This is a genomic window from Streptomyces sp. NPDC056738 (genome assembly GCF_042790435.1).
Classification (GTDB): domain Bacteria; phylum Actinomycetota; class Actinomycetes; order Streptomycetales; family Streptomycetaceae; genus Streptomyces.
Genome location: NZ_JBHTZF010000018.1, coordinates 63,468 through 80,533 on the forward strand (window position 1 = coordinate 63,468; position 17,066 = coordinate 80,533).

The window sequence follows — 17,066 nt, forward strand, 5'->3', positions numbered from 1 at the left end:
GACCGGCGTACGCCCGCGCGTGCTCCGGTTCATTCGAACGGCGCGGGCGGGCCCGTTCACAGCGCGGCGCGTGCCGCCCCTCGGTAGTGTCGGAAGTGATCGCCGCTCGCTCTGCGCTCCCGGGTTCCGGGCCCCGGTGGCAGGGCCGAAGGAGGCAGGGTGCCGTGACCGTGATCTCCCTGAAGTCCGCGCAGGTGCGGGAAGGTCTCGTCCTCCCGTACGCCGAGGCCGGCTACCCCAGTGGTACGCCGGTCGTGTTCGTGCACGGTCTGGCCGACTCCTGGTGGTCCTTCGAACCCCTCCTCAGGCGCCTTCCGGCGTCCCTGCACGGATACGCGCCCACACAGCGCGGGCACGGCGACGCCGGCCGGCCACCGGAGGGCTACACCCCCGACGACTTCGCCGCGGACCTGGTGGCCTTCCTGGACGCGGTCGACATCCCCCGGGCCGTCCTGGTCGGGGCGTCCAGCGGCGGTGTACCGGCCCGGATCGTCGCCGGCAGCCACCCCGACCGCATCGCGGGTCTGGTGCTGCTCGGTGTCCCCGGCACCCTCGCGGACAAGCCGGCGGTGACCGGCCTGGTGGCGGCCATGGAGGACCTGGCCGATCCGGTGCCCCGCGCCTTCGTCGAGGACTTCCTGGCCGACACGGTGGCCCGACCGATCGCCCGGGGGTTCGTCGAGACCATGGTCGAGGAGAACCTGAAGCTTCCCGCGCACGTCTGGAAGGACACCGCCCGCGGGCTCCTCGACGCCGATCTCCGCGCGACCCTCGGCGGCATCCTCGTGCCCACACTCGTCATCTGGGGTGAACAGGACGAATTCCTGCCGCGCGAGGACCAGCAGACCATCCTGGACGCCGTCCACGGCGCCGACTTCCTCGCCTACCCGGAGACCGGGCACTCCGTGCACTGGGAACAGCCCGAGCGCGTGGTCGCCGACCTCACCGCCTTCGTCTCGCGGATCGAGCACCCCGGCACCCGAACCGGCGGCGGCTGACCGCACCCTGCGGGTGCGCGGGACTCGCCGGGTGCCGCGAGGGAACCCGTCCGGTCCGGGCCGCGCTCCCTGACGTGATCCGTACCGTCGTCACCCCGCCGACAGGTCTTTGCATGGCATGCTCATGCTCCCCACAGGAAGGGATCACGTGCCATGAGACCGAGCCGACGCTCCCTGCTCGCCGCCACCGTCGTACTGGGATCCGTTGTCGCCGCCCCCGCGCCCGCGGGAGCCGCCGAAGTGCCCACATCGGGCGCCTTCTACGTACAGAGTGCCGTCACCGGACTGAACGCCGCCGACAGCGCGGGCGCGGTCGTCCAGCACAACCCCAAGGGCAACGAGGACCACCAGCAGTGGACGCTGCGCCAGAACGGCTCCTCCTTCGTGCTCGAAAGCGCCGACGCGGCGGGCAGTTGCCTGGGCCGCTCGGGCGGCCAGGCCCGGACCGTCGCGTGTACGAGCGCGGATGCCGCCTGGGAGGTGACACCGAGCGGCACCGACCAGTACGCCCTCAAAGCCCCCGGGACGAACGGCTACTTGACCGTGACCGACAAGTCCGCGGGCGCCAACTACCCGGCCCAGCTGGCGATCGGCGCACCGGGCGCCCTCGCGTCCTGGTACCTCACCCCGGTCGCGCCCACGACCCGGCCGATGCCGCCCCAGGACCAACGCACCCTCGACCAGGTCACGTTCCTCACCGCCCACAACGCCTACGCGAACGGGGTGGACGGCGGCTTCGCCCCGCCCTTCGTGAACCTCGTACCGAACCAGAAGCGCGGCATCGATCAGCAACTCGCCGACGGTGTGCGTGGTTTCATGCTCGACCTGCACCAGACCCCCGACGGGGCCATCCTCTGCCACAACAGTTGCACCCTGGTCAGCAGGCCCGTCGCGCTCTGGGTCGACCTCCAGCGCATGGTCGACTTCCTCAAGCAGCACCCCGATCAGTTCGTCACCGTGTTCCTCGAGGACTACGTCGACCCGGGCGTCCTGCGCGCCGAACTCGCGCGGGTGAACGGCCTGTCCGACGTGCTCTACCGGCCGGATCGGACGGGGGTGCGCGAGCACGGCTGGCCCAGGCTCGCCGACCTGACCGCCGCCGGGCAGCGCCTGCTGGTCTTCACCGACCACAGCCGTGCCTCCGACGAGTCGGCCGGACTGACCCGGGACAGCTTCGGTGTCATGTACCAGCGTGAATGGACCGTCGAGAACTACTGGTCCATGGGTTCGGGCCTCGGTTCCTCCGACTGGTCCTGCTACAGCCGCTGGTACGGCGCGGACACGAACGTACCGCTCACCCGCACCGAGTCGGGGTTCCGTCCGCTCTTCGTCATGAACCACTTCCGTGACGTCACCCTCTCGGGGACCGCCGGCACGGACAACACCAAACTCGCCGACCGGGCGCGCCGCTTCTGCGAGCCGGCCGCCCGCAAGAAGCCCAACTACCTCGCCGTCGACCGCTACGACCTGGGCGACCCGGCCTCGGCGGTGAACACGCTGAACACGTACGTGTATCCGTAGCCGGACGCGCGCCCGCGCCCCGCGAGCCGCGTGGAGGCCTCGCCCGAGGGGGAGTTGCCGAGGCGGGGCTCGCGGGGCGCGGGGCGCGACGGGGCCGGGGGAGGGGCGCCGTCCGACGGGGATGTCAGTGCCGTGCGGCAGGATCCACCCCCAGACGTGAGAGGGGATCGCCATGGGCATGGGTTACAAGACGTCCTGGCTCGCCGTGCCCGGCACCGACACCGGAGCGGTCGCCGACGCGCTCGGACTGGTCGGGCGCGTGGCGATGGACTGGGAGACGGGGACCGAAGCGGCGTACAGGCGGGGCGTGTTCGTGGCGTCCCCCGTGGACGGCTGGACGCTCGCCCACGGCCGGATCCACCTCGACCACCGGCGCGGCACCGACGGCCCCGCCATCCTGGACTGGCTCGGGTCGCTCGGCCGGAGCCTGGGCGACTTCCAGTACTTCCGGACGGATCGCATCGGCGAGGATCACGCCTGGGCGAGAGTGGAGGCCGGCCGAGTGGTCCGGGCCTACTGCTACGACGGCTGCACCGGCGACGTGCCCCTGCGGTTCGGCGAGCCCACCGAGATCGAGCGCCGACTCGGCGTCGGACAGAGGGGGCTGGAGGAGGTCCGGGAGGACTGGAGCGACGCCGACTGGGACGACTGGCACGCCGGCATGCCCGACGAGCAGCACGTCATGGCCATCGCCCGGAACTGGGGCATCCTGCCTCTGGAGATCCCGGACGGGGCACCGGTGGAGGACGGCATCCACGGTCTGCCCCCGGACGCCGCATGACGTCGACGCGCCCGCCTGCGGCCCTGACCCGTGCCGTTCAGTGCTCGCGCAGGCCGCATTCGGCAGGGTAGAGAACGGAGCCCGGAGGGAGCTCGGCGGGTGTCGCCCTCAGCTGAACCGCGGCGGCGCCCGAAGTGTCCACGGTCAGGGCGTCGACCCACACGTTCGCGTCGGACAACCCCCCTTCCGGTGTGTGCACTTCGGCCTCGGCCGGTGTGGCGAAGGGCGCGCCGTCGAGGAGGGCGAGGGCGGTCCGGCCGCCGTCGGGCCGGCACTCCGCCTCCTCGACGGTCAGTCGCCAGTGCGGCTCCGTCTCACCAAGGAGCCGCTTGCCGCCGCGCCCGTGGGCGAGCAGGACGTCGCGGCGGTCGCGGATGCGTTGCGCGATGGCACAGCAGAGAGGGATGCCGGCGCCGTAGTCGGTGTCCACGCGGCTGTGGCCGGCCTGTGGATCGCAGCCCAGCGCGTCGGACAGCAGCCCGACCGCCACGTCCTTGATGCGCGGCCGCCGGCCGCTCGCGACGAGGTCCAGCAGGATCGGGGTGGCCGCGTGGGCCGCGGGGAACACCATGGCGGCGTGGCCCCAGACGAAGCCGCGGCCGGCGAGGCTCGCCGCGGCGTCCCCCGTCTCGTTGGCCGTCGTGGACACCGCCAGCCGTCGCAGCGCGTCGGCGACGCCCCGCGGATCGTCCCAGTGGTCCCCCGTCGGATTGGGCAGCGCCGACCAGTCGACGGCATCGATGGCGTCCAGAGTGGGCTCCTCGTCCCGCGGGATGTTCATCGCCAGGCTCCGTGGACCCGCTCGATCTCACCGAGATACTGCGCCAGATGGAAGCGGACCTCCTCGACGACCCCGAGTTCGAGGTCCGGGTACATCAGCTCGGACCAGACGACCGTCTCACCCTGGAGCCGCACGGTGATGGTGAGTCCGCCGGGGTCGGCGTCGGCGTGTCCATGGTCGGCCACCTTCACGACGCGCGGCGTGTCCGAGGGGTAGAGAGGCCCGCCGGGGCGAAGGAGCCGCCGGGGGTGCAGGCCCAGCGCGCCCCCGTAGCTCCGCGTCACCAGGTCGAGCCCGTCGACAAAGAGATACGTGTGCACATCGGCACACACCGGCGCCCCCGGACACGTACCGACCACCAGGGAACTCACCCCGGCACGGCCACCCCGCGCGGACCCCCCACCGCGAAGCCGACCCGGGGCCCTACGCGGCATGGGCCTCATGTGACGTCATGGGGTGATGATAGCGACCGCCCCGCACCCGGCCAGGAGCACCGGACGCGTCCTTTCGCACTACGGCTATTCGCACTACGGCTACAGGTCTTCGAAGGCTTCCTCGCCCGGCCGCCAGACCATCCAGCGCTGATCGGCGAAGCCGCTGAGCATGGCGATCTCCGGACCGACGAGTTCGCTCTCGGCCGGGTGCAGTTGGAGGGAGCCGGTCGCGAAGTCGACCTTGATCCCGATTCCCGTGCACTCGTGGGTGCCGGTCACGTCCTGGGCGATCAGTCCGAGCAGCGCGTCGGCCCAGCCGGTCTCCGTCGGGGAGAACCGCCGCCCGGACAGGGTGACGGCGGGCAGCACGTCGCAGGTGAGCAAAGGCGCGTCGTCGGTCGGTCCGTCAAAATGCAGTTGGACGTAGTCCATCACGAACTGCACCGAGTACAGCCGGAAGCCGACGAGACGACCGAGCAGGGAGTTCAGCTCGTATGCCATGGAAGGAAGCTTAGGTGCCGGGCCGGCCGGACTTGGGAGGCGGGCGAGGGGGCGGCCGTGAGCCGACAACGCGGGCCGCTGCCCGGCGGTATCAGGTCGAGACGTTCGCCGGGGTGGCGCCACGCCCCCTCGCTCGTACACTCCGGAAGGTGAAATGGCGGCGTTCAAGCGGTGTCATCGTTCTCGCGCTTCTGTTGAGTGCTTGTGGCGCGGAGTTCGATCCGTTGTTCGTCGAGAGCGGGAGTTCCGGTCCGGTGATCGGCTGGCGTGATTGCCCGGGAGCCGGGCCCGACGGCATCACCGAGGTCGCCCTGTACCGCTGGGATCGCGACGGGACCGTCGACGATCCGGGCCGACTGCTCTGGCACATCAAGGCTTCCGCCGGGACCCCGCTGCACCGCGTCCAGCTCGGGACCGCCCCCCAAGGCTTCACCACACAGCTCCCCCTGACCGTCGAGCTGGACCCCACGGTCACCTACGCGCTGCGCGCCAACATGACGTCGGACGATCTCGTCTCGGGCTTCCTCACCTTCGAGCCGCGCCAACTGGCCACGGGCCGCGTCGTCTTCAGCGAGGGCCAGGAGGAGTCGCGCAGGTCGTACGAGAACCGGAACGACGAGGACTTCGGCTGCTTCCGCGACTGACGGCGACGTGGCAGGTCACGCGTCCGCGCGATCGCAAGGTCTCAACAGGCTTTGTCGGCGCTTCCACTTGCCCGGCCCGTCGACCGGGCGCGAAGATCCCTGAGCCGCCGCCGCGTCACCGTGACAGGCGGCAGGGTCCGCGGGGGTGGGGGCGGTCGTGGCGCGACGACGTATGAACTTGCTCGGAGAACCAGGGGTGGGACTGACGAGGGGTCCGGGTGGAACCGCCCTGAGGCGCGTGGACGTGCGCGGGGCTCGCGTGCGGTTGCTGGTCGAGGTCATGGTACTGGTCTTCTTCGTCGTGGTCGTGCCGCTGAAGCACGGGCACCAGTGGGGGGACGTTTTCACCGAAGCCCGTGGCCCCTTTCCGGCAGCGTTCGCCTCGGGTGCCCCGGTCGCGCCCGCCCACGTCGTACGCGGGACCACGGTCCAACAGGCGCTCGTGCACGGGCTGTCCGTCCAGGAAACGGATTCCGGTGTCAGGGCGGTGAACCTGCGGACCGGTGAGGAGTACTGGCACTACGAGCGCCGGGATCCGGAGGGCCTCGTGAATGCCGTATCGGTGTCGGAACGGACCGTGGTCGTCGGCGAGAGTGACGGCAGGCTCGTCGGCATCGATGTGCGTACGGGCAAGCTGCTGTGGCGCGTGGACGTCCTGGAAGAAGGCTGGCGGCGCGTGGTGCTCGCCGGTGGCCAGGTCGTCACCGGGGCACCCGGCGCCGTGCGAGCCTTCGACGAGCGCGACGGCCGGAGCCTGTGGACGGTGAGGACGCCCACGTCGTGTCCCCAGGTGCTCGTCGTTCACGTGCACGCCCTGCCGGAGGGTCTGAGCGCCGTCCAGGTGATGTGCAACGTGGTGAAACCCGACTGGGACACGTACGACCTTCTGCTCGGCGTCGACCATCGCACGGGCCGGGTCCTTTGGCGACAGCGCACCGAGGAATCCGTCGAGGAGGCCTGGAGCGGGCACACCCGCGTCACCGAGGACCCGGAGCTCGAGCGGAACGTCCAGGTGTCGGACGTGGACCGGCAAGGTGTCTCCCGCCGCGGCACTCTGCCCTTCGTGAGCTGGGACGAGGTGGCCGCCGACGACGGCACGGTACTGGTCGGCACCGACGCGAAGGACCGCCCCGGGGATCGCGGCACCCTGCTGGCGGCCTACGACACCCGGGACGGCCACCGCGCCTGGCAGGTGCGGGCGCCCGCCGGCCAGGAGTACGGGGCCCCCGAGATCGCCGACGGCCGGGTGTACGTCGTACGCCGGCCGTTCCTCACGGAGGCCGACAAGGGCCGCCGGATCCACGCCGAGCTGCTCGTCCTCGACGCGGACACCGGCCGTCCGCTCCACACCCTGAAGCTGCCGTCCATGAAGGCGCCGGACGCCTCTGACGACGACGAGGAGCTCGACATCCTCGACATCGCCGACGGCGCGCTGAGCATCGGCTGGAGGGGCGGCGGGGGAGGCCTGCTGATCGCCTTCGACTGAGCGCCGGGGCGCTCGTCGGCCGTGAGCGCGGCAGTGACGTCGGCTGACCGGCGGCGGATCACCAGGTGAACCAACCGGGAGTCGCCGAGTAGACCTGCGGCGTGTAGTCGCACTGCCCCTCATGGAAACCCTGGGCCGCGAGACGCGCCGCCCGCCGTTCGCCCGCGGCGTCCACTGTGTCCGCGGCCACGACACAGGCGAGCGCGGCCGCCATGCAGGCGATGAGGAACACCGGGTTGGGCCGCGAAGCATCGATCATGATCGCCGTCACCCCGCCGACCACCCCTGCCACGAGCGCCCCGCCGGCCAGGGCGAGCGCCACGATCGTGAGGTGATCCACCGCCGACGAAGCGTGGCACAGGACGTACTGCCGACCTGATCCGAAGCCTCGGACCCGCTCGAAGAGAGCGGCCACCCCCAGCACGGACCCGACCGCGAACGCATGCCACGGCCGCACGGTCACGTGGCGATCACCCTCCACGCCGGTTCTGCCGCGCACGCCGTTCATGCCCTTCACGCCGGTCTTCGCACGCACGGTTCAGCCCCCTCCTCGCACTGCCCACTGCCGCAGCTTCCTGACGGCGTGTTCCTTCCTCACGCGGGACGCCGAGGTTTCGCCGGCGCCCGTGACGAAGGCCGTCAACGGAGTCCACCGTGTGCGCCCATCGCGGGATGTCCACCTCACGGCTGGGAAGTCCGTGATCCCGGTGATGTCTCCCCGGTCGACGACCCGTGTGCGCAGGTAGCCCCGAACGGTGATCCGTGCGTGGTCATACGTCACGCCGAGCCGGTATCCACGGACGGCCAGCACGGAAAACCCGAGCACACCCAGCACGGCGAGACCCCGCGGCACCCCACCCTCGGCCTGCACGACGTACGCGACCCCGACGACTCCCGGAAGGCCCCCGAGGCTGCTGTTCGCCAGGCGGTTACCGGCAGAGAGTGATCGCTCCATGGCCTTCCTCAAGTGGTCTCGGCGCGGGCGCAGCCTACCGGCCGTGCTGCGCGGGACCTCATGAGGCCGGCGCGTCCTCGCGGACCCGGGGCGCCGTCAGCGCGGCATACGTTTCGGGGAGGAACCGCGTCACGCCGTACACCAGCGCGCTCAGCCAGCAGACGGCGAACAGCCAGCCGCCCAGGACGTCGGAGAACCAGTGGACGCCCAGGTAGACGCGGGACAGGCCGACCAGCACGGCCCAGCAGCCGATGAGCGGGACCAGCGTTCTCCTGGACTGTGGGGCGCGGGCCAGCACCGCGAGGATGAGGATGCCGCCCGCGACGGCCGAGGTCGTGGTGTGGCCGGACGGGAACGACCAGCCAGAGGCGTGGGTGGCCCAGTTCGCCAGAGGGGGCCGGGGCCGGGCTATCAGCGACATCACCGCGAACCGCACGGCCTGCGCGGCGGCCAGGGCGCCCACGCACGCCGCGACGACCGCGACCCGTTGGCGCGTCGTACGCCCGGCCCGCCCGAGGACGAGGCCGGCCAGGACGACCAGCGCGTACGGGACGGCGCCCGTGCCCGTGTACGTCACCCCGCGTGCCATGGCGAGCGCCACGTCCGGACGGTGCTCGAGCGACCACGAGGCGAGCCCGCTGTCGCCGAACAGGGGAGCACCCTCGTGCGTGGTGACGACCAGCGTCAGCAGCACGAACGCGGCCAGACTCCCCATCGCGGCCGACGCGGCGACGGCACGGACACCCTCGCGCTTCACGGCTTGGCCGGAACGGCGTCGGCCTCGCGCGCGGGTGCGGCGGCCCTGGCGGCGGACATGGGCGTGGCCCCTTTCCTCGGCGGGCACGCGCACGGCAGGACAGCCCGCCCCGCACCCGTCTCCCTCGCTGACTACGTCTACATAACTGTAGACGAACGACGGCCGGGATCGTTCCCGGGTCACCCCGGTCGGATTGCCTCGGTTGGATCACCACGCTCGGATCACCCCGGTCGGATCACTCGACTCGGATCACCCGACGCGGATCACCTCGCGAAGATCAGCACCCTTTCAGCCTGCGCCGCCGGGCGCCGCACCGCCCGGCGGCGGGCCCTGCCTGGCGCCCGACCGCGAATGTCGTACCCTACGTGTTACGTATAACCCTGGAGAGCTCCGAGGAGACAGATGAGACGCGTCGCCCTGGTCACCCTCGTCGTCGACGACTACGACGAGGCCATCCGCCACTACACCGAAGCCCTCGGATTCCGCCTCGTCGAGGACACCCCGCGCCCCGACGGCTCCCGCTGGGTCGTGGTCGAGCCGGGCGCGGACGGCGGCGGGACCGGGCTGCTGCTCGCCCGGGCCAAGGACGAGGCCCAGCGCGGCCGCATCGGCGACCAGACCGGCGGACGGGTCGGCTTCTTCCTCCACACCGACGACTTCGCCCGCGACCACGCCAGGATGCGCGCCGCCGGCGTGACCTTCCTGGAGGAGCCGCGCCACGAGCCGTACGGCTCGGTCGTCGTCTTCCAGGACCTGTACGGCAACCGCTGGGACCTGCTCCAGCCCACGGACTGACCCGGCTTCCCGCACGTCACGCGGGCTGCCGCCCCCACGCTCTTCCGCTCCCTCCCGCTCCGAACGACCTCCCGAGGAACACCGCTCATGACCGCGCCCCGCATCGACATCGACACCATCCGCCGCCTGCCGAAGGCGGTCCTGCACGACCACCTCGACGGCGGCCTCCGCCCGGCCACCCTGGTCGAGCTCGCCGAGACCGTCGGCCACACCCTGCCCACGACGGACCCGCAGGAACTGGCCGCCTGGTACGTCGAGGCCGCCAACTCCGGCGACCTCGTCCGCTACATAGCCACCTTCGAGCACACCCTCGCCGTCATGCAGTCCCGCGAGGGCCTGCTGCGCACGGCCGAGGAGTACGTCCTCGACCTCGCCGAGGACGGCGTCGTCTACGGCGAGGTGCGCTACGCGCCCGAGCTCATGGTCAACGGCGGCCTGACCCTGCCCGAGGTCGTCGAGGCGGTGCAGGAAGGCCTCGCGGCCGGCATGGCCAAGGCCGCCGCGGCGGGCACCCCGGTGCGCGTCGGCACCCTGCTGTGCGGCATGCGGATGTTCGACCGGACCCGCGAGACCGCCGACCTCGCGGTGGCGTTCCGTGACGCCGGCGTCGTCGGCTTCGACATCGCGGGCGCCGAGGACGGCTTCCCGCCGGCCGACCACCTCGACGCCTTCGAGCACCTGCGCCGCGAGAGCGTCCCGTTCACCATCCACGCCGGCGAGGCCCACGGCCTGCCCAGCATCCACCAGGCGCTCCAGGTCTGCGGCGCCCAGCGCATCGGCCACGGCGTCCGCATCACCGAGGACATCGTGGACGGCAAGCTCGGCCGTCTCGCCGGCTGGGTGCGCGACCGCCGCATCGCCCTGGAGATGTGCCCGACCTCCAACCTCCAGACCGGCGCGGCCAAGTCCATCGCCGAGCACCCCATCACCGCCCTGCGCGACCTGGGCTTCCGCGTCACCCTCAACACCGACAACCGCCTGGTGTCGGGCACGACGATGACCCGGGAGATGGCGCTGCTCGTCGACGAGGCGGGCTGGGGCGTGGAGGACCTGCGCACGGTCACGGTGAACGCCCTCAAGAGCGCGTTCATCCCCTTCGACGAGCGCAAGGCCCTGATCGAGGACGTCGTCCTTCCCGGTTACGACGTCTGAACCAGCCCGCGTACGTAGGCGGCCTGTCCGACGTGCTGGAGATCGTCGGACAGGACGCTGACCAGACGGACGCCGAGCGTGACCGGCGGGTCCCAGCGTTCGTCCACGACGCGCTCGAAGTCGTGGGCGGCCAGACCGCCGATGTAGTCGAGGGTCCGCTCGTGGACCGCGTCGTAGTAGCCGAGCAGCAGGTCGCCCGACTCCACCCGGACCCGGGCGACCTTCGCGGACGTGTGGCCGTACCCGGTGTCGCCCCGCGGCAGGTCGAGCCCGAAGCGCTTCGCCCAGTCGTCGGTGAGCCACACCTGTTCCGTCCCGGCAGCGTCGGCGACGTGGTCGTCCTGGACCCGGGTGAGGTGCCAGACCAGCCAGGAGATCGAGTTCGCCGTCTCGGCGGGGCGGGCGTTGAGGGCCTCCGGCGCGAGGTCGCCGACAGCGGCGTGGACTTCTTCCCGGATGCGGCTGAAGCCGTCGATGAGGATGTCCTTGGCAAGCATGGAACCACCATCGCGCATCGCGCCCGTCCCTGCGTCCGGAACCGCCCTTCCCGGCCTCCGCTCCCGGGAACCGGACCGGCGCCGGCTCAGGCCCCGTCCCCCGAGGCGTCGAGCAGCGTCATCAGGGCCCGTGCGGCCGGGCTCGTGGCCTCCTCCGGCGGCAGCATCGCGACCGTCTCGTACGACCCCTCCGAAGCGCCCTTGAAGGGCAGCGCGGTCAGATCGCGGGCCTCCGGCTTGTGACCGAAGTGGCGCGGTACGACGGCGACCCCAAGGCCCTCGTGGACGAGCTCCAGGAGGCTGTGGACGTCGTTGACCTCCAGGGCCACCGTCCGCTGCACCCCCGCCTCCGCGAACGCCGCGTCGGTGGTGCGCCGCGGGCCCCAGTCGGGGTGGAAGTCGACGAAGGCCTCTTCGCCCAGTTCCTCGGGCGTCACCACGGCCGCCGTGGCGAGCGGGTGCTCCGGGTGGCAGAGGACCGTCATCGGCTCACTGGCCAGCGGCACCGACCGCAGATGCTCGGAGTCGGCCCGGGTCCGCACCGCGAAGGCCAGGTCGAGACGGCCCGCTGCGACCTCCTCCGCCAGCGCCTCGGAACCCGCCTGGCGCAACCGGATCTCCACGTCCGGGTGGCGCCGCCGGAACGCCGCGAGGAGCCTGGCGCAGTGCACGCCCGCGATGCACTGTTCGGTGCCGAGGGACAACGTGCCGCGCAGCACCCCCTGCACGGCGGCCACGGCGTCGTGCGCAGAACGCACCTGCGCGAGGATCCGCTCCGCCTCGACGAACAGGGCGCGACCGGCCTCCGTGAGGGTGACACGGCGGGTCGTACGGACGAAGAGCGGCGCCTGGAGCTCCCGCTCCAGCGCCCTGATCGACGAGGAGAGGCCCGACTGCGACACCATCAGCCGCTCCGCCGCCCGGGTGAAGTGCCGGTCCTCGGCGACGGCGACGAAGTGCTGAAGATGACGCAGTTCCATGAGAGGCAAGGGTAGGCGCGATCGGAGGGTGCCTGGACCGATTGAGAAGCCGGATCGCTCAATGCCATCCGATCCTCCCGTTGGACCGGTGCCCACCGGGCGCGCGAGAGTGGAAGCCTGTTTCCCCGGCCTCACAGGAGTACGCGTTGTACACCCCGCACCCCGATCGTTACGCGGACATGCCCTACCGGCGGACCGGCCGCAGCGGCCTGAAGCTCCCCGCGCTGTCGCTCGGCCTGTGGCACAACTTCGGCCCGGACCGGCCCGTGGACGTCCAGCGCGCGATCCTGCGCCGCGCCTTCGACCTCGGCGTCACCCACTTCGACCTGGCGAACAACTACGGCCCGCCGCCCGGCGCCGCCGAGTCCGCCCTCGGCGACGCCCTCAAGGCGGACTTCGCGCACCATCGCGACGAGCTGGTCGTCTCCACCAAGGCCGGCTATCTGATGTGGCCGGGCCCCTACGGCGAGTGGGGCTCGCGCAAGTACCTGCTGTCCTCGCTCGACCAGAGCCTGGGCCGGATGGGTCTGGACCACGTCGACATCTTCTACTCGCACCGTCCCGACCCGGAGACCCCGCTCGAGGAGACGATGGGCGCCCTGCACTCGGCGGTCCAGCAGGGCAAGGCGCTGTACGTCGGCGTCTCGAACTACTCGGCGGAGCAGACCCGTGAGGCCGCGAGGATCCTCGCCGAGCTGGGCACCCCGCTTCTCATCCACCAGCCCCGCTACTCGATGCTCGACCGTCGGCCTGAGGACGAGGGCCTGCTGGACACGCTCGACGAGCTCCAGGTGGGCTCCATCGCGTACTCGCCGCTGGAGCAGGGCCTGCTCACCGGCCGGTACCTGAACGGCATCCCGGAGGACTCGCGGGCCGCGAGCGACAGCCCGTTCCTGAGCACGGACACGGTCACCGAGGATCTCGTGGGCCGCCTGCGCACCCTCGACGAGATCGCCAAGTCGCGCGGCCAGTCGCTGGCCCAGCTCGCGCTGGCCTGGGTGCTGCGCGGCGGCCGGGTCACCTCGGCCCTGGTCGGCGCCAGCAGCCCGCGCCAGCTCGAGGACAGCGTCGCCACCATCGCAAACCTGGACTTCACCGACGACGAACTCGCCCGGATCGACGCGGTGATCAAGGCGTAGGACGTACGAGGCCGGGCGCGGCCCCGGCGGCATTTCGAGGTCCCCGACGCACGGCCGCGTCGGGGACCTCGCCGCGTGTCAGGACGGGATGCGGTCCAGGAATCCGTGCACGCTCCGGATCCGGCCCTCGCCGTCCAGGACGATCACGTCGAAGCCCGCGACGGGCGCCGAGCCGTCCGTCTCGGCGACCAGTTCCCAGCCGAAGCGGGCGATGTCGTGGTGGCCGTCGACCGCGCCCAGCGGGCGGAAGACGAAACCGGGAAACCGCTCGTGCGCCGCGGCGATCATGGCCGCGATCTCCTCGTGCCCGCGGACGTCGGCGAGCGGGTCGGTGTAGGTGCCGTCCGGTGCCCAGGCGGCGGCCACCGCCTTCGCGGAGGTGTCCGGCCCGCTCGCGTTCCAGGCCTCGAAGTAGCGGGTGACGGCGGTCTCGTGGCGCTCGGTGTTCGCGGACATGGTGAACCAGCCTCCAGCGGGGAACGTATTCATGGTCAAGGTCCGTGTCCCGGGCGGGTGTTCCGCCGCCGGGACGCGTTACGCCCACCCTGACGGGCGCCGCCCGAGGGGTCGATTACCTCGCGGGTCATGCCGGAGACCGGGCGCGTTCCGGGGCCGGGAAAGCTGTCGATGCCGTTTCGGCCAACCATCGCGGTGAATATGCCAAGAGACTGGCTGGATTCACATGGTGACAGTGTGTCAGTAGTGGCGATACTCAATCAGTAGGGCAATTCAACCAAGCCCGTGCAATTGCACGGAGCAACGCCCAAGAGCCGCAGGGAAAGTGAGGCCGGACCGGCGACGAGCGACGCCAATGGGGGAGATCGTGCACGACGAATTCCTGTGCCATGTCACCGCGTACGGCATGTGCGGCGGTCAGCGAGTCGGCGTACCCCTCGGCACCTATCGAGCGCCGACCCTGGCGCTGGCCCTGTGGTGGATGCGGGACCGTGCGGCCTGGATGGCCGAAAGGCTCGATCCGCAGCCCGAGGACCCCGCCTTTCCGCCCAACTCGATCGCGCCGGTGGGGGACGGCGTCCCCGACGTCCCCACGATGCTGCGGGCATGGTGCGGTGACTCCGAGCAACAGGAGCTCGTCGCCGAGGAGTTGGCCGCGGGCAAACTCGTCCGCGTCTCCACCAGCGACGACACCACCGAGTACGAACTGCTCGCGGAATCGGTGGACGCGCTGCGCATGCACCGCACCGCCGCGGTGCTGGGGATCTCCGCCGCCTGAGCCTCCGGGCGCCCCGGCCGCCGAGCGCAGATCAGGCGCACAAGGGGGCGAATCGTTAGAATTCTGGCATGGCAGAGAGGCCTGTCGCGGCAACCGCACCCGAGCTCGTCCTCGAAACCGAGACGGGCTCGACGGTGATGAGTCCGAACCACGATTACCACGTCGGGCGCGATCCGCTGTGCGACGTCGTGATCGACGACGTCCGGGTCTCGTGGCACCACGCCGTGCTGCGGCCCCACGCCGATCACTGGACGCTCGAGGACGAGAACAGCACGAACGGCACGTACGCCGACGGCCGCCGCGTCCACGAATGGGGCGTCGGACCCGGCAGCGTGATCCGCTTCGGAAGTCCCGCCGACGGCCCGCGCGCCGTCCTCGTCAGCCGCCCGCCCCCCGTCGCGGAGCGCCCCTCGGCCGTCTCCATGCCGGCCGCCACCAGCACGTTCAAACAGCCGACCACCGTACGGCCGCTGCCCTCCCGCACCGTGCGCATCGGCCGCGGCCCCGACAACGACCTCGTCATCGACGACCTGATCGTCTCCCGGAACCACGCCGAACTGCGGGCCCGGCCCGACGGCACGTACGAGATCGTCGACCTGGGCAGCCACAACGGCACGTTCCTCAACGGACAGCCCGTCGCACAGGCCCTGGTCACGCCGGGTGACATCGTCGGCATCGGACACAGCGCGTTCTGCCTCGTCGGGGACCAGCTCCAGGAGTACGTCGACAGCGGCGAGGTCTCCCTCGACGTGCAGGACCTCGTCGTCGAGGTCGACCGGGGCCGCAAGACGCTCCTGGACCAGGTGTCCTTTCCCGTCGGCGAGAAATGTCTGCTCGCCGTCGTCGGTCCGAGCGGCGCGGGCAAGTCCACGCTCCTGAACGCGCTCACCGGGCAGCGCCCCGCCGACCACGGCACGGTGCTCTACGACGGCCGTGACCTGTACCGCGACTACGCCGAACTGCGCCAGCGCATCGGCCTCGTCCCGCAGGACGACATCCTGCACGCCCAGCTCACCGTGCGCCGGGCCCTGACCTACGCCGCCGAACTGCGCTTCCCGCAGGACACCGCGAAGGCCGAGCGGCTGGCGCGGGTGGACGAGGTGATCGGCGAGCTGGGCCTGGAGCAGCGCGTCGACCAGCCCATCCACAGTCTGTCGGGCGGCCAGCGCAAGCGCGTCAGTGTGGCCCTGGAACTGCTCACCAAGCCGTCCCTGCTCTTCCTGGACGAACCGACCTCCGGGCTCGACCCGGGCATGGACCGCTCGGTGATGCACATGCTGCGCGGCCTCGCCGACGACGGCCGTACCGTCATCGTGGTCACCCACAGCGTGCTCAGCCTGGACGTCTGCGACCGGCTCCTGGTCCTGGCGCCCGGCGGCAAGGTCGCCTACTACGGACCGCCCGACGACACCCTGGCCTTCTTCGGCTACCGGCAGTGGCCCGAGGCGTTCGAGGCCTTCGAGCGCGACACGGACCGTGACTGGGCGGGGGAGTACCAGGACTCGCCGTTCCATCATCAGTACATCGACAAATCGACCTCGCAGCCGAGGATGCCGGACGCGGCCACCGGAGCGCTCGTCGGACCGCCCCCGAAGGCCCAGAGCTGGGGCTCCCAGCTCCGCACCCTGGTCCGCCGTTACGCGGCCGCGCTCGGGGCCGACCGGACCTTCCTCGCCATCATGATCGCCCTGCCGTTCGTGATGGGCGCGATGGCGCGGGCGCTGGCCGGCGGCAAGCTGACCCAGGAGACGGCGATGAACGCGCTGCTCATCCTGTGCGTCGGCGGCGTCCTGACCGGCGCGGCCAACGCGGTGCGCGAACTCGTCAAGGAACGGACGATCTACCAGCGAGAACGGGCCGTCGGTCTGTCCAGATCGGCGTACCTGATGTCCAAGGTCGTGGTCCTCGGCACCATCACCGTGCTCCAGGCCGTCGTGCTCACCCTCGTGGGCCTGTTCGGCGTCGATCTCAACGCCCCGGGCGGCGAAGGCGTCCTGATGCCACCCCTGCTGGAGATCACGCTGGCCGTGGCTCTGCTGTCCTTCACCGCGATGATGCTCGGCCTCCTCGTCTCCGCCGTCGTGCGCAAGGAGGAGGTGACGATGCCGCTGCTGGTGCTGCTGGCCATCGTCCAGGTGGTGTTCTGCGGCGCCCTGCTGAAGCTGCACGGCGTGCCCGGCCTCGAACAGCTCTCCTGGCTCGTGCCCTCCCGCTGGGCCCTGGGCGCGATGGCCGGGACCATCGGCCTCGCCCGGATCGTGCCCGGCGAACTGACCGGCGACCCGATGTTCCGGCACACGACCAGCGCCTGGCTCCTCAACATGGGCATGCTGATCGTGCTCTCCGTCGTCTTCGGCTGGCTGGTCGCCCGGCTGCTGCGACGGCACGAGCCCGCGGTCATGCGGAAGTAG

The 17,066-nt window shown here is 71.3% G+C and carries 19 protein-coding genes; 10 read left to right on the forward strand and 9 right to left on the reverse strand.

The features are described 5' to 3' along the window. Nucleotides 1-164: 164 nt before the first annotated feature. The 3 genes from ACFRIC_RS35675 (at nt 165) to ACFRIC_RS35685 (ending at nt 3,300) form a co-directional block, all read left to right on the forward strand. Nucleotides 165-998 (forward strand): alpha/beta fold hydrolase, encoded by an 834-nt coding sequence (locus ACFRIC_RS35675; protein ID WP_382794920.1) that lies wholly within the window; start codon nt 165-167, stop codon nt 996-998. A 153-nt stretch (nt 999-1,151) separates the two neighbouring features. Continuing rightward, nucleotides 1,152-2,519, forward strand: coding sequence for an RICIN domain-containing protein (locus ACFRIC_RS35680; protein WP_382794922.1), 1,368 nt, complete (start codon nt 1,152-1,154; stop codon nt 2,517-2,519). Between the two features lie 172 nt (nt 2,520-2,691). Further along, complete coding sequence (locus ACFRIC_RS35685) at nt 2,692-3,300, forward strand: hypothetical protein (RefSeq protein ID WP_382794925.1); 609 nt, start codon at nt 2,692-2,694, stop codon at nt 3,298-3,300. Nucleotides 3,301-3,337: 37 nt separating this feature from the next. On the opposite strand, the gene ACFRIC_RS35690 is transcribed toward ACFRIC_RS35685, so the two are convergent. The 3 genes from ACFRIC_RS35690 to ACFRIC_RS35700 all read right to left on the reverse strand — a co-directional run bounded on the left by ACFRIC_RS35690 (nt 3,338) and on the right by ACFRIC_RS35700 (nt 5,016). Next, complete coding sequence (locus tag ACFRIC_RS35690; protein WP_382794928.1) at nt 3,338-4,081, reverse strand: hypothetical protein; 744 nt, start codon at nt 4,079-4,081, stop codon at nt 3,338-3,340. After that, nucleotides 4,078-4,401 (reverse strand): hypothetical protein, encoded by a 324-nt coding sequence (locus ACFRIC_RS35695; protein ID WP_382794931.1) that lies wholly within the window; start codon nt 4,399-4,401, stop codon nt 4,078-4,080. The genes ACFRIC_RS35690 and ACFRIC_RS35695 overlap by 4 nt, the downstream gene beginning before the upstream one ends. Before the next feature lie 213 nt (nt 4,402-4,614). After that, nucleotides 4,615-5,016: a hypothetical protein gene (locus ACFRIC_RS35700; protein ID WP_382794934.1), complete on the reverse strand. Its 402-nt coding sequence runs from the start codon at nt 5,014-5,016 to the stop codon at nt 4,615-4,617. Between the two features lie 254 nt (nt 5,017-5,270). Between ACFRIC_RS35700 and ACFRIC_RS35705 the strand changes: the two genes are divergently transcribed. Then, complete coding sequence (locus ACFRIC_RS35705; protein ID WP_382794937.1) at nt 5,271-5,660, forward strand: hypothetical protein; 390 nt, start codon at nt 5,271-5,273, stop codon at nt 5,658-5,660. A 244-nt stretch (nt 5,661-5,904) separates the two neighbouring features. Then, complete coding sequence (locus ACFRIC_RS35710; protein WP_382794940.1) at nt 5,905-7,146, forward strand: PQQ-binding-like beta-propeller repeat protein; 1,242 nt, start codon at nt 5,905-5,907, stop codon at nt 7,144-7,146. A gap of 58 nt (nt 7,147-7,204) precedes the next feature. Here the strand turns inward: ACFRIC_RS35710 and ACFRIC_RS35715 are convergent, their stop codons facing one another. The 3 genes from ACFRIC_RS35715 to ACFRIC_RS35725 are packed head-to-tail and all read right to left on the reverse strand — an operon-like array spanning nt 7,205 to nt 8,858. Next, nucleotides 7,205-7,681, reverse strand: coding sequence for a hypothetical protein (locus ACFRIC_RS35715; RefSeq protein WP_382794942.1), 477 nt, complete (start codon nt 7,679-7,681; stop codon nt 7,205-7,207). Between the two features lie 3 nt (nt 7,682-7,684). Continuing rightward, a complete protein-coding gene (locus ACFRIC_RS35720; RefSeq protein ID WP_382794945.1) occupies nt 7,685-8,101 on the reverse strand; it encodes a hypothetical protein in 417 nt (138 codons plus the stop codon). 58 nt (nt 8,102-8,159) lie between these two features. Continuing rightward, nucleotides 8,160-8,858, reverse strand: coding sequence for a phosphatase PAP2 family protein (locus ACFRIC_RS35725; protein ID WP_382794947.1), 699 nt, complete (start codon nt 8,856-8,858; stop codon nt 8,160-8,162). Between the two features lie 402 nt (nt 8,859-9,260). Here ACFRIC_RS35725 and ACFRIC_RS35730 point away from each other — a divergent pair, with 402 nt between their 5' ends. After that, nucleotides 9,261-9,653, forward strand: coding sequence for a VOC family protein (locus tag ACFRIC_RS35730; protein WP_382794950.1), 393 nt, complete (start codon nt 9,261-9,263; stop codon nt 9,651-9,653). Nucleotides 9,654-9,740: 87 nt separating this feature from the next. Next, the gene (locus ACFRIC_RS35735) at nt 9,741-10,805 is read left to right on the forward strand and encodes an adenosine deaminase (RefSeq protein ID WP_382794952.1); all 1,065 of its coding nucleotides are present in this window, start codon (nt 9,741-9,743) and stop codon (nt 10,803-10,805) included. Here the strand turns inward: ACFRIC_RS35735 and ACFRIC_RS35740 are convergent. Together ACFRIC_RS35740 and ACFRIC_RS35745 are read right to left on the reverse strand one after the other, a co-directional pair. Next, nucleotides 10,793-11,302 (reverse strand): DUF664 domain-containing protein, encoded by a 510-nt coding sequence (locus ACFRIC_RS35740; protein WP_382794954.1) that lies wholly within the window; start codon nt 11,300-11,302, stop codon nt 10,793-10,795. The two genes, ACFRIC_RS35735 and ACFRIC_RS35740, sit on opposite strands and share 13 nt — an antisense overlap. An 86-nt stretch (nt 11,303-11,388) precedes the next feature. Then, complete coding sequence (locus ACFRIC_RS35745) at nt 11,389-12,282, reverse strand: LysR family transcriptional regulator (protein ID WP_382794956.1); 894 nt, start codon at nt 12,280-12,282, stop codon at nt 11,389-11,391. Between the two features lie 146 nt (nt 12,283-12,428). Between ACFRIC_RS35745 and mgrA the strand changes: the two genes are divergently transcribed. Beyond that, nucleotides 12,429-13,421 (forward strand): L-glyceraldehyde 3-phosphate reductase, encoded by a 993-nt coding sequence (gene mgrA, locus ACFRIC_RS35750; protein WP_382794959.1) that lies wholly within the window; start codon nt 12,429-12,431, stop codon nt 13,419-13,421. Between the two features lie 78 nt (nt 13,422-13,499). Here the strand turns inward: mgrA and ACFRIC_RS35755 are convergent, their stop codons facing one another. Further along, a complete protein-coding gene (locus tag ACFRIC_RS35755) occupies nt 13,500-13,877 on the reverse strand; it encodes a nuclear transport factor 2 family protein (RefSeq protein ID WP_382795110.1) in 378 nt (125 codons plus the stop codon). 367 nt (nt 13,878-14,244) lie between these two features. Here ACFRIC_RS35755 and ACFRIC_RS35760 point away from each other — a divergent pair, with 367 nt between their 5' ends. Next, the gene (locus ACFRIC_RS35760) at nt 14,245-14,655 is read left to right on the forward strand and encodes a hypothetical protein (RefSeq protein WP_382794962.1); all 411 of its coding nucleotides are present in this window, start codon (nt 14,245-14,247) and stop codon (nt 14,653-14,655) included. A 68-nt stretch (nt 14,656-14,723) separates the two neighbouring features. Beyond that, nucleotides 14,724-17,066: an FHA domain-containing protein gene (locus ACFRIC_RS35765; RefSeq protein WP_382794965.1), complete on the forward strand. Its 2,343-nt coding sequence runs from the start codon at nt 14,724-14,726 to the stop codon at nt 17,064-17,066.

What these genes read in the sequence shown, in the direction of transcription:
- ACFRIC_RS35680 (WP_382794922.1), top strand. Translation starts at nt 1,152, where the DNA reads ATGAGACCGAGCCGACGCTCCCTGCTCGCCGCCACCGTCGTACTGGGA.
- ACFRIC_RS35685 (WP_382794925.1), top strand. Translation starts at nt 2,692, where the DNA reads ATGGGCATGGGTTACAAGACGTCCTGGCTCGCCGTGCCCGGCACCGAC.
- ACFRIC_RS35690 (WP_382794928.1), bottom strand. Translation starts at nt 4,081, where the DNA reads ATGAACATCCCGCGGGACGAGGAGCCCACTCTGGACGCCATCGATGCC.
- ACFRIC_RS35700 (WP_382794934.1), bottom strand. Translation starts at nt 5,016, where the DNA reads ATGGCATACGAGCTGAACTCCCTGCTCGGTCGTCTCGTCGGCTTCCGG.
- ACFRIC_RS35720 (WP_382794945.1), bottom strand. Translation starts at nt 8,101, where the DNA reads ATGGAGCGATCACTCTCTGCCGGTAACCGCCTGGCGAACAGCAGCCTC.
- ACFRIC_RS35730 (WP_382794950.1), top strand. Translation starts at nt 9,261, where the DNA reads ATGAGACGCGTCGCCCTGGTCACCCTCGTCGTCGACGACTACGACGAG.
- ACFRIC_RS35735 (WP_382794952.1), top strand. Translation starts at nt 9,741, where the DNA reads ATGACCGCGCCCCGCATCGACATCGACACCATCCGCCGCCTGCCGAAG.
- ACFRIC_RS35740 (WP_382794954.1), bottom strand. Translation starts at nt 11,302, where the DNA reads ATGCTTGCCAAGGACATCCTCATCGACGGCTTCAGCCGCATCCGGGAA.
- ACFRIC_RS35745 (WP_382794956.1), bottom strand. Translation starts at nt 12,282, where the DNA reads ATGGAACTGCGTCATCTTCAGCACTTCGTCGCCGTCGCCGAGGACCGG.
- ACFRIC_RS35755 (WP_382795110.1), bottom strand. Translation starts at nt 13,877, where the DNA reads ATGTCCGCGAACACCGAGCGCCACGAGACCGCCGTCACCCGCTACTTC.
- ACFRIC_RS35765 (WP_382794965.1), top strand. Translation starts at nt 14,724, where the DNA reads ATGGCAGAGAGGCCTGTCGCGGCAACCGCACCCGAGCTCGTCCTCGAA.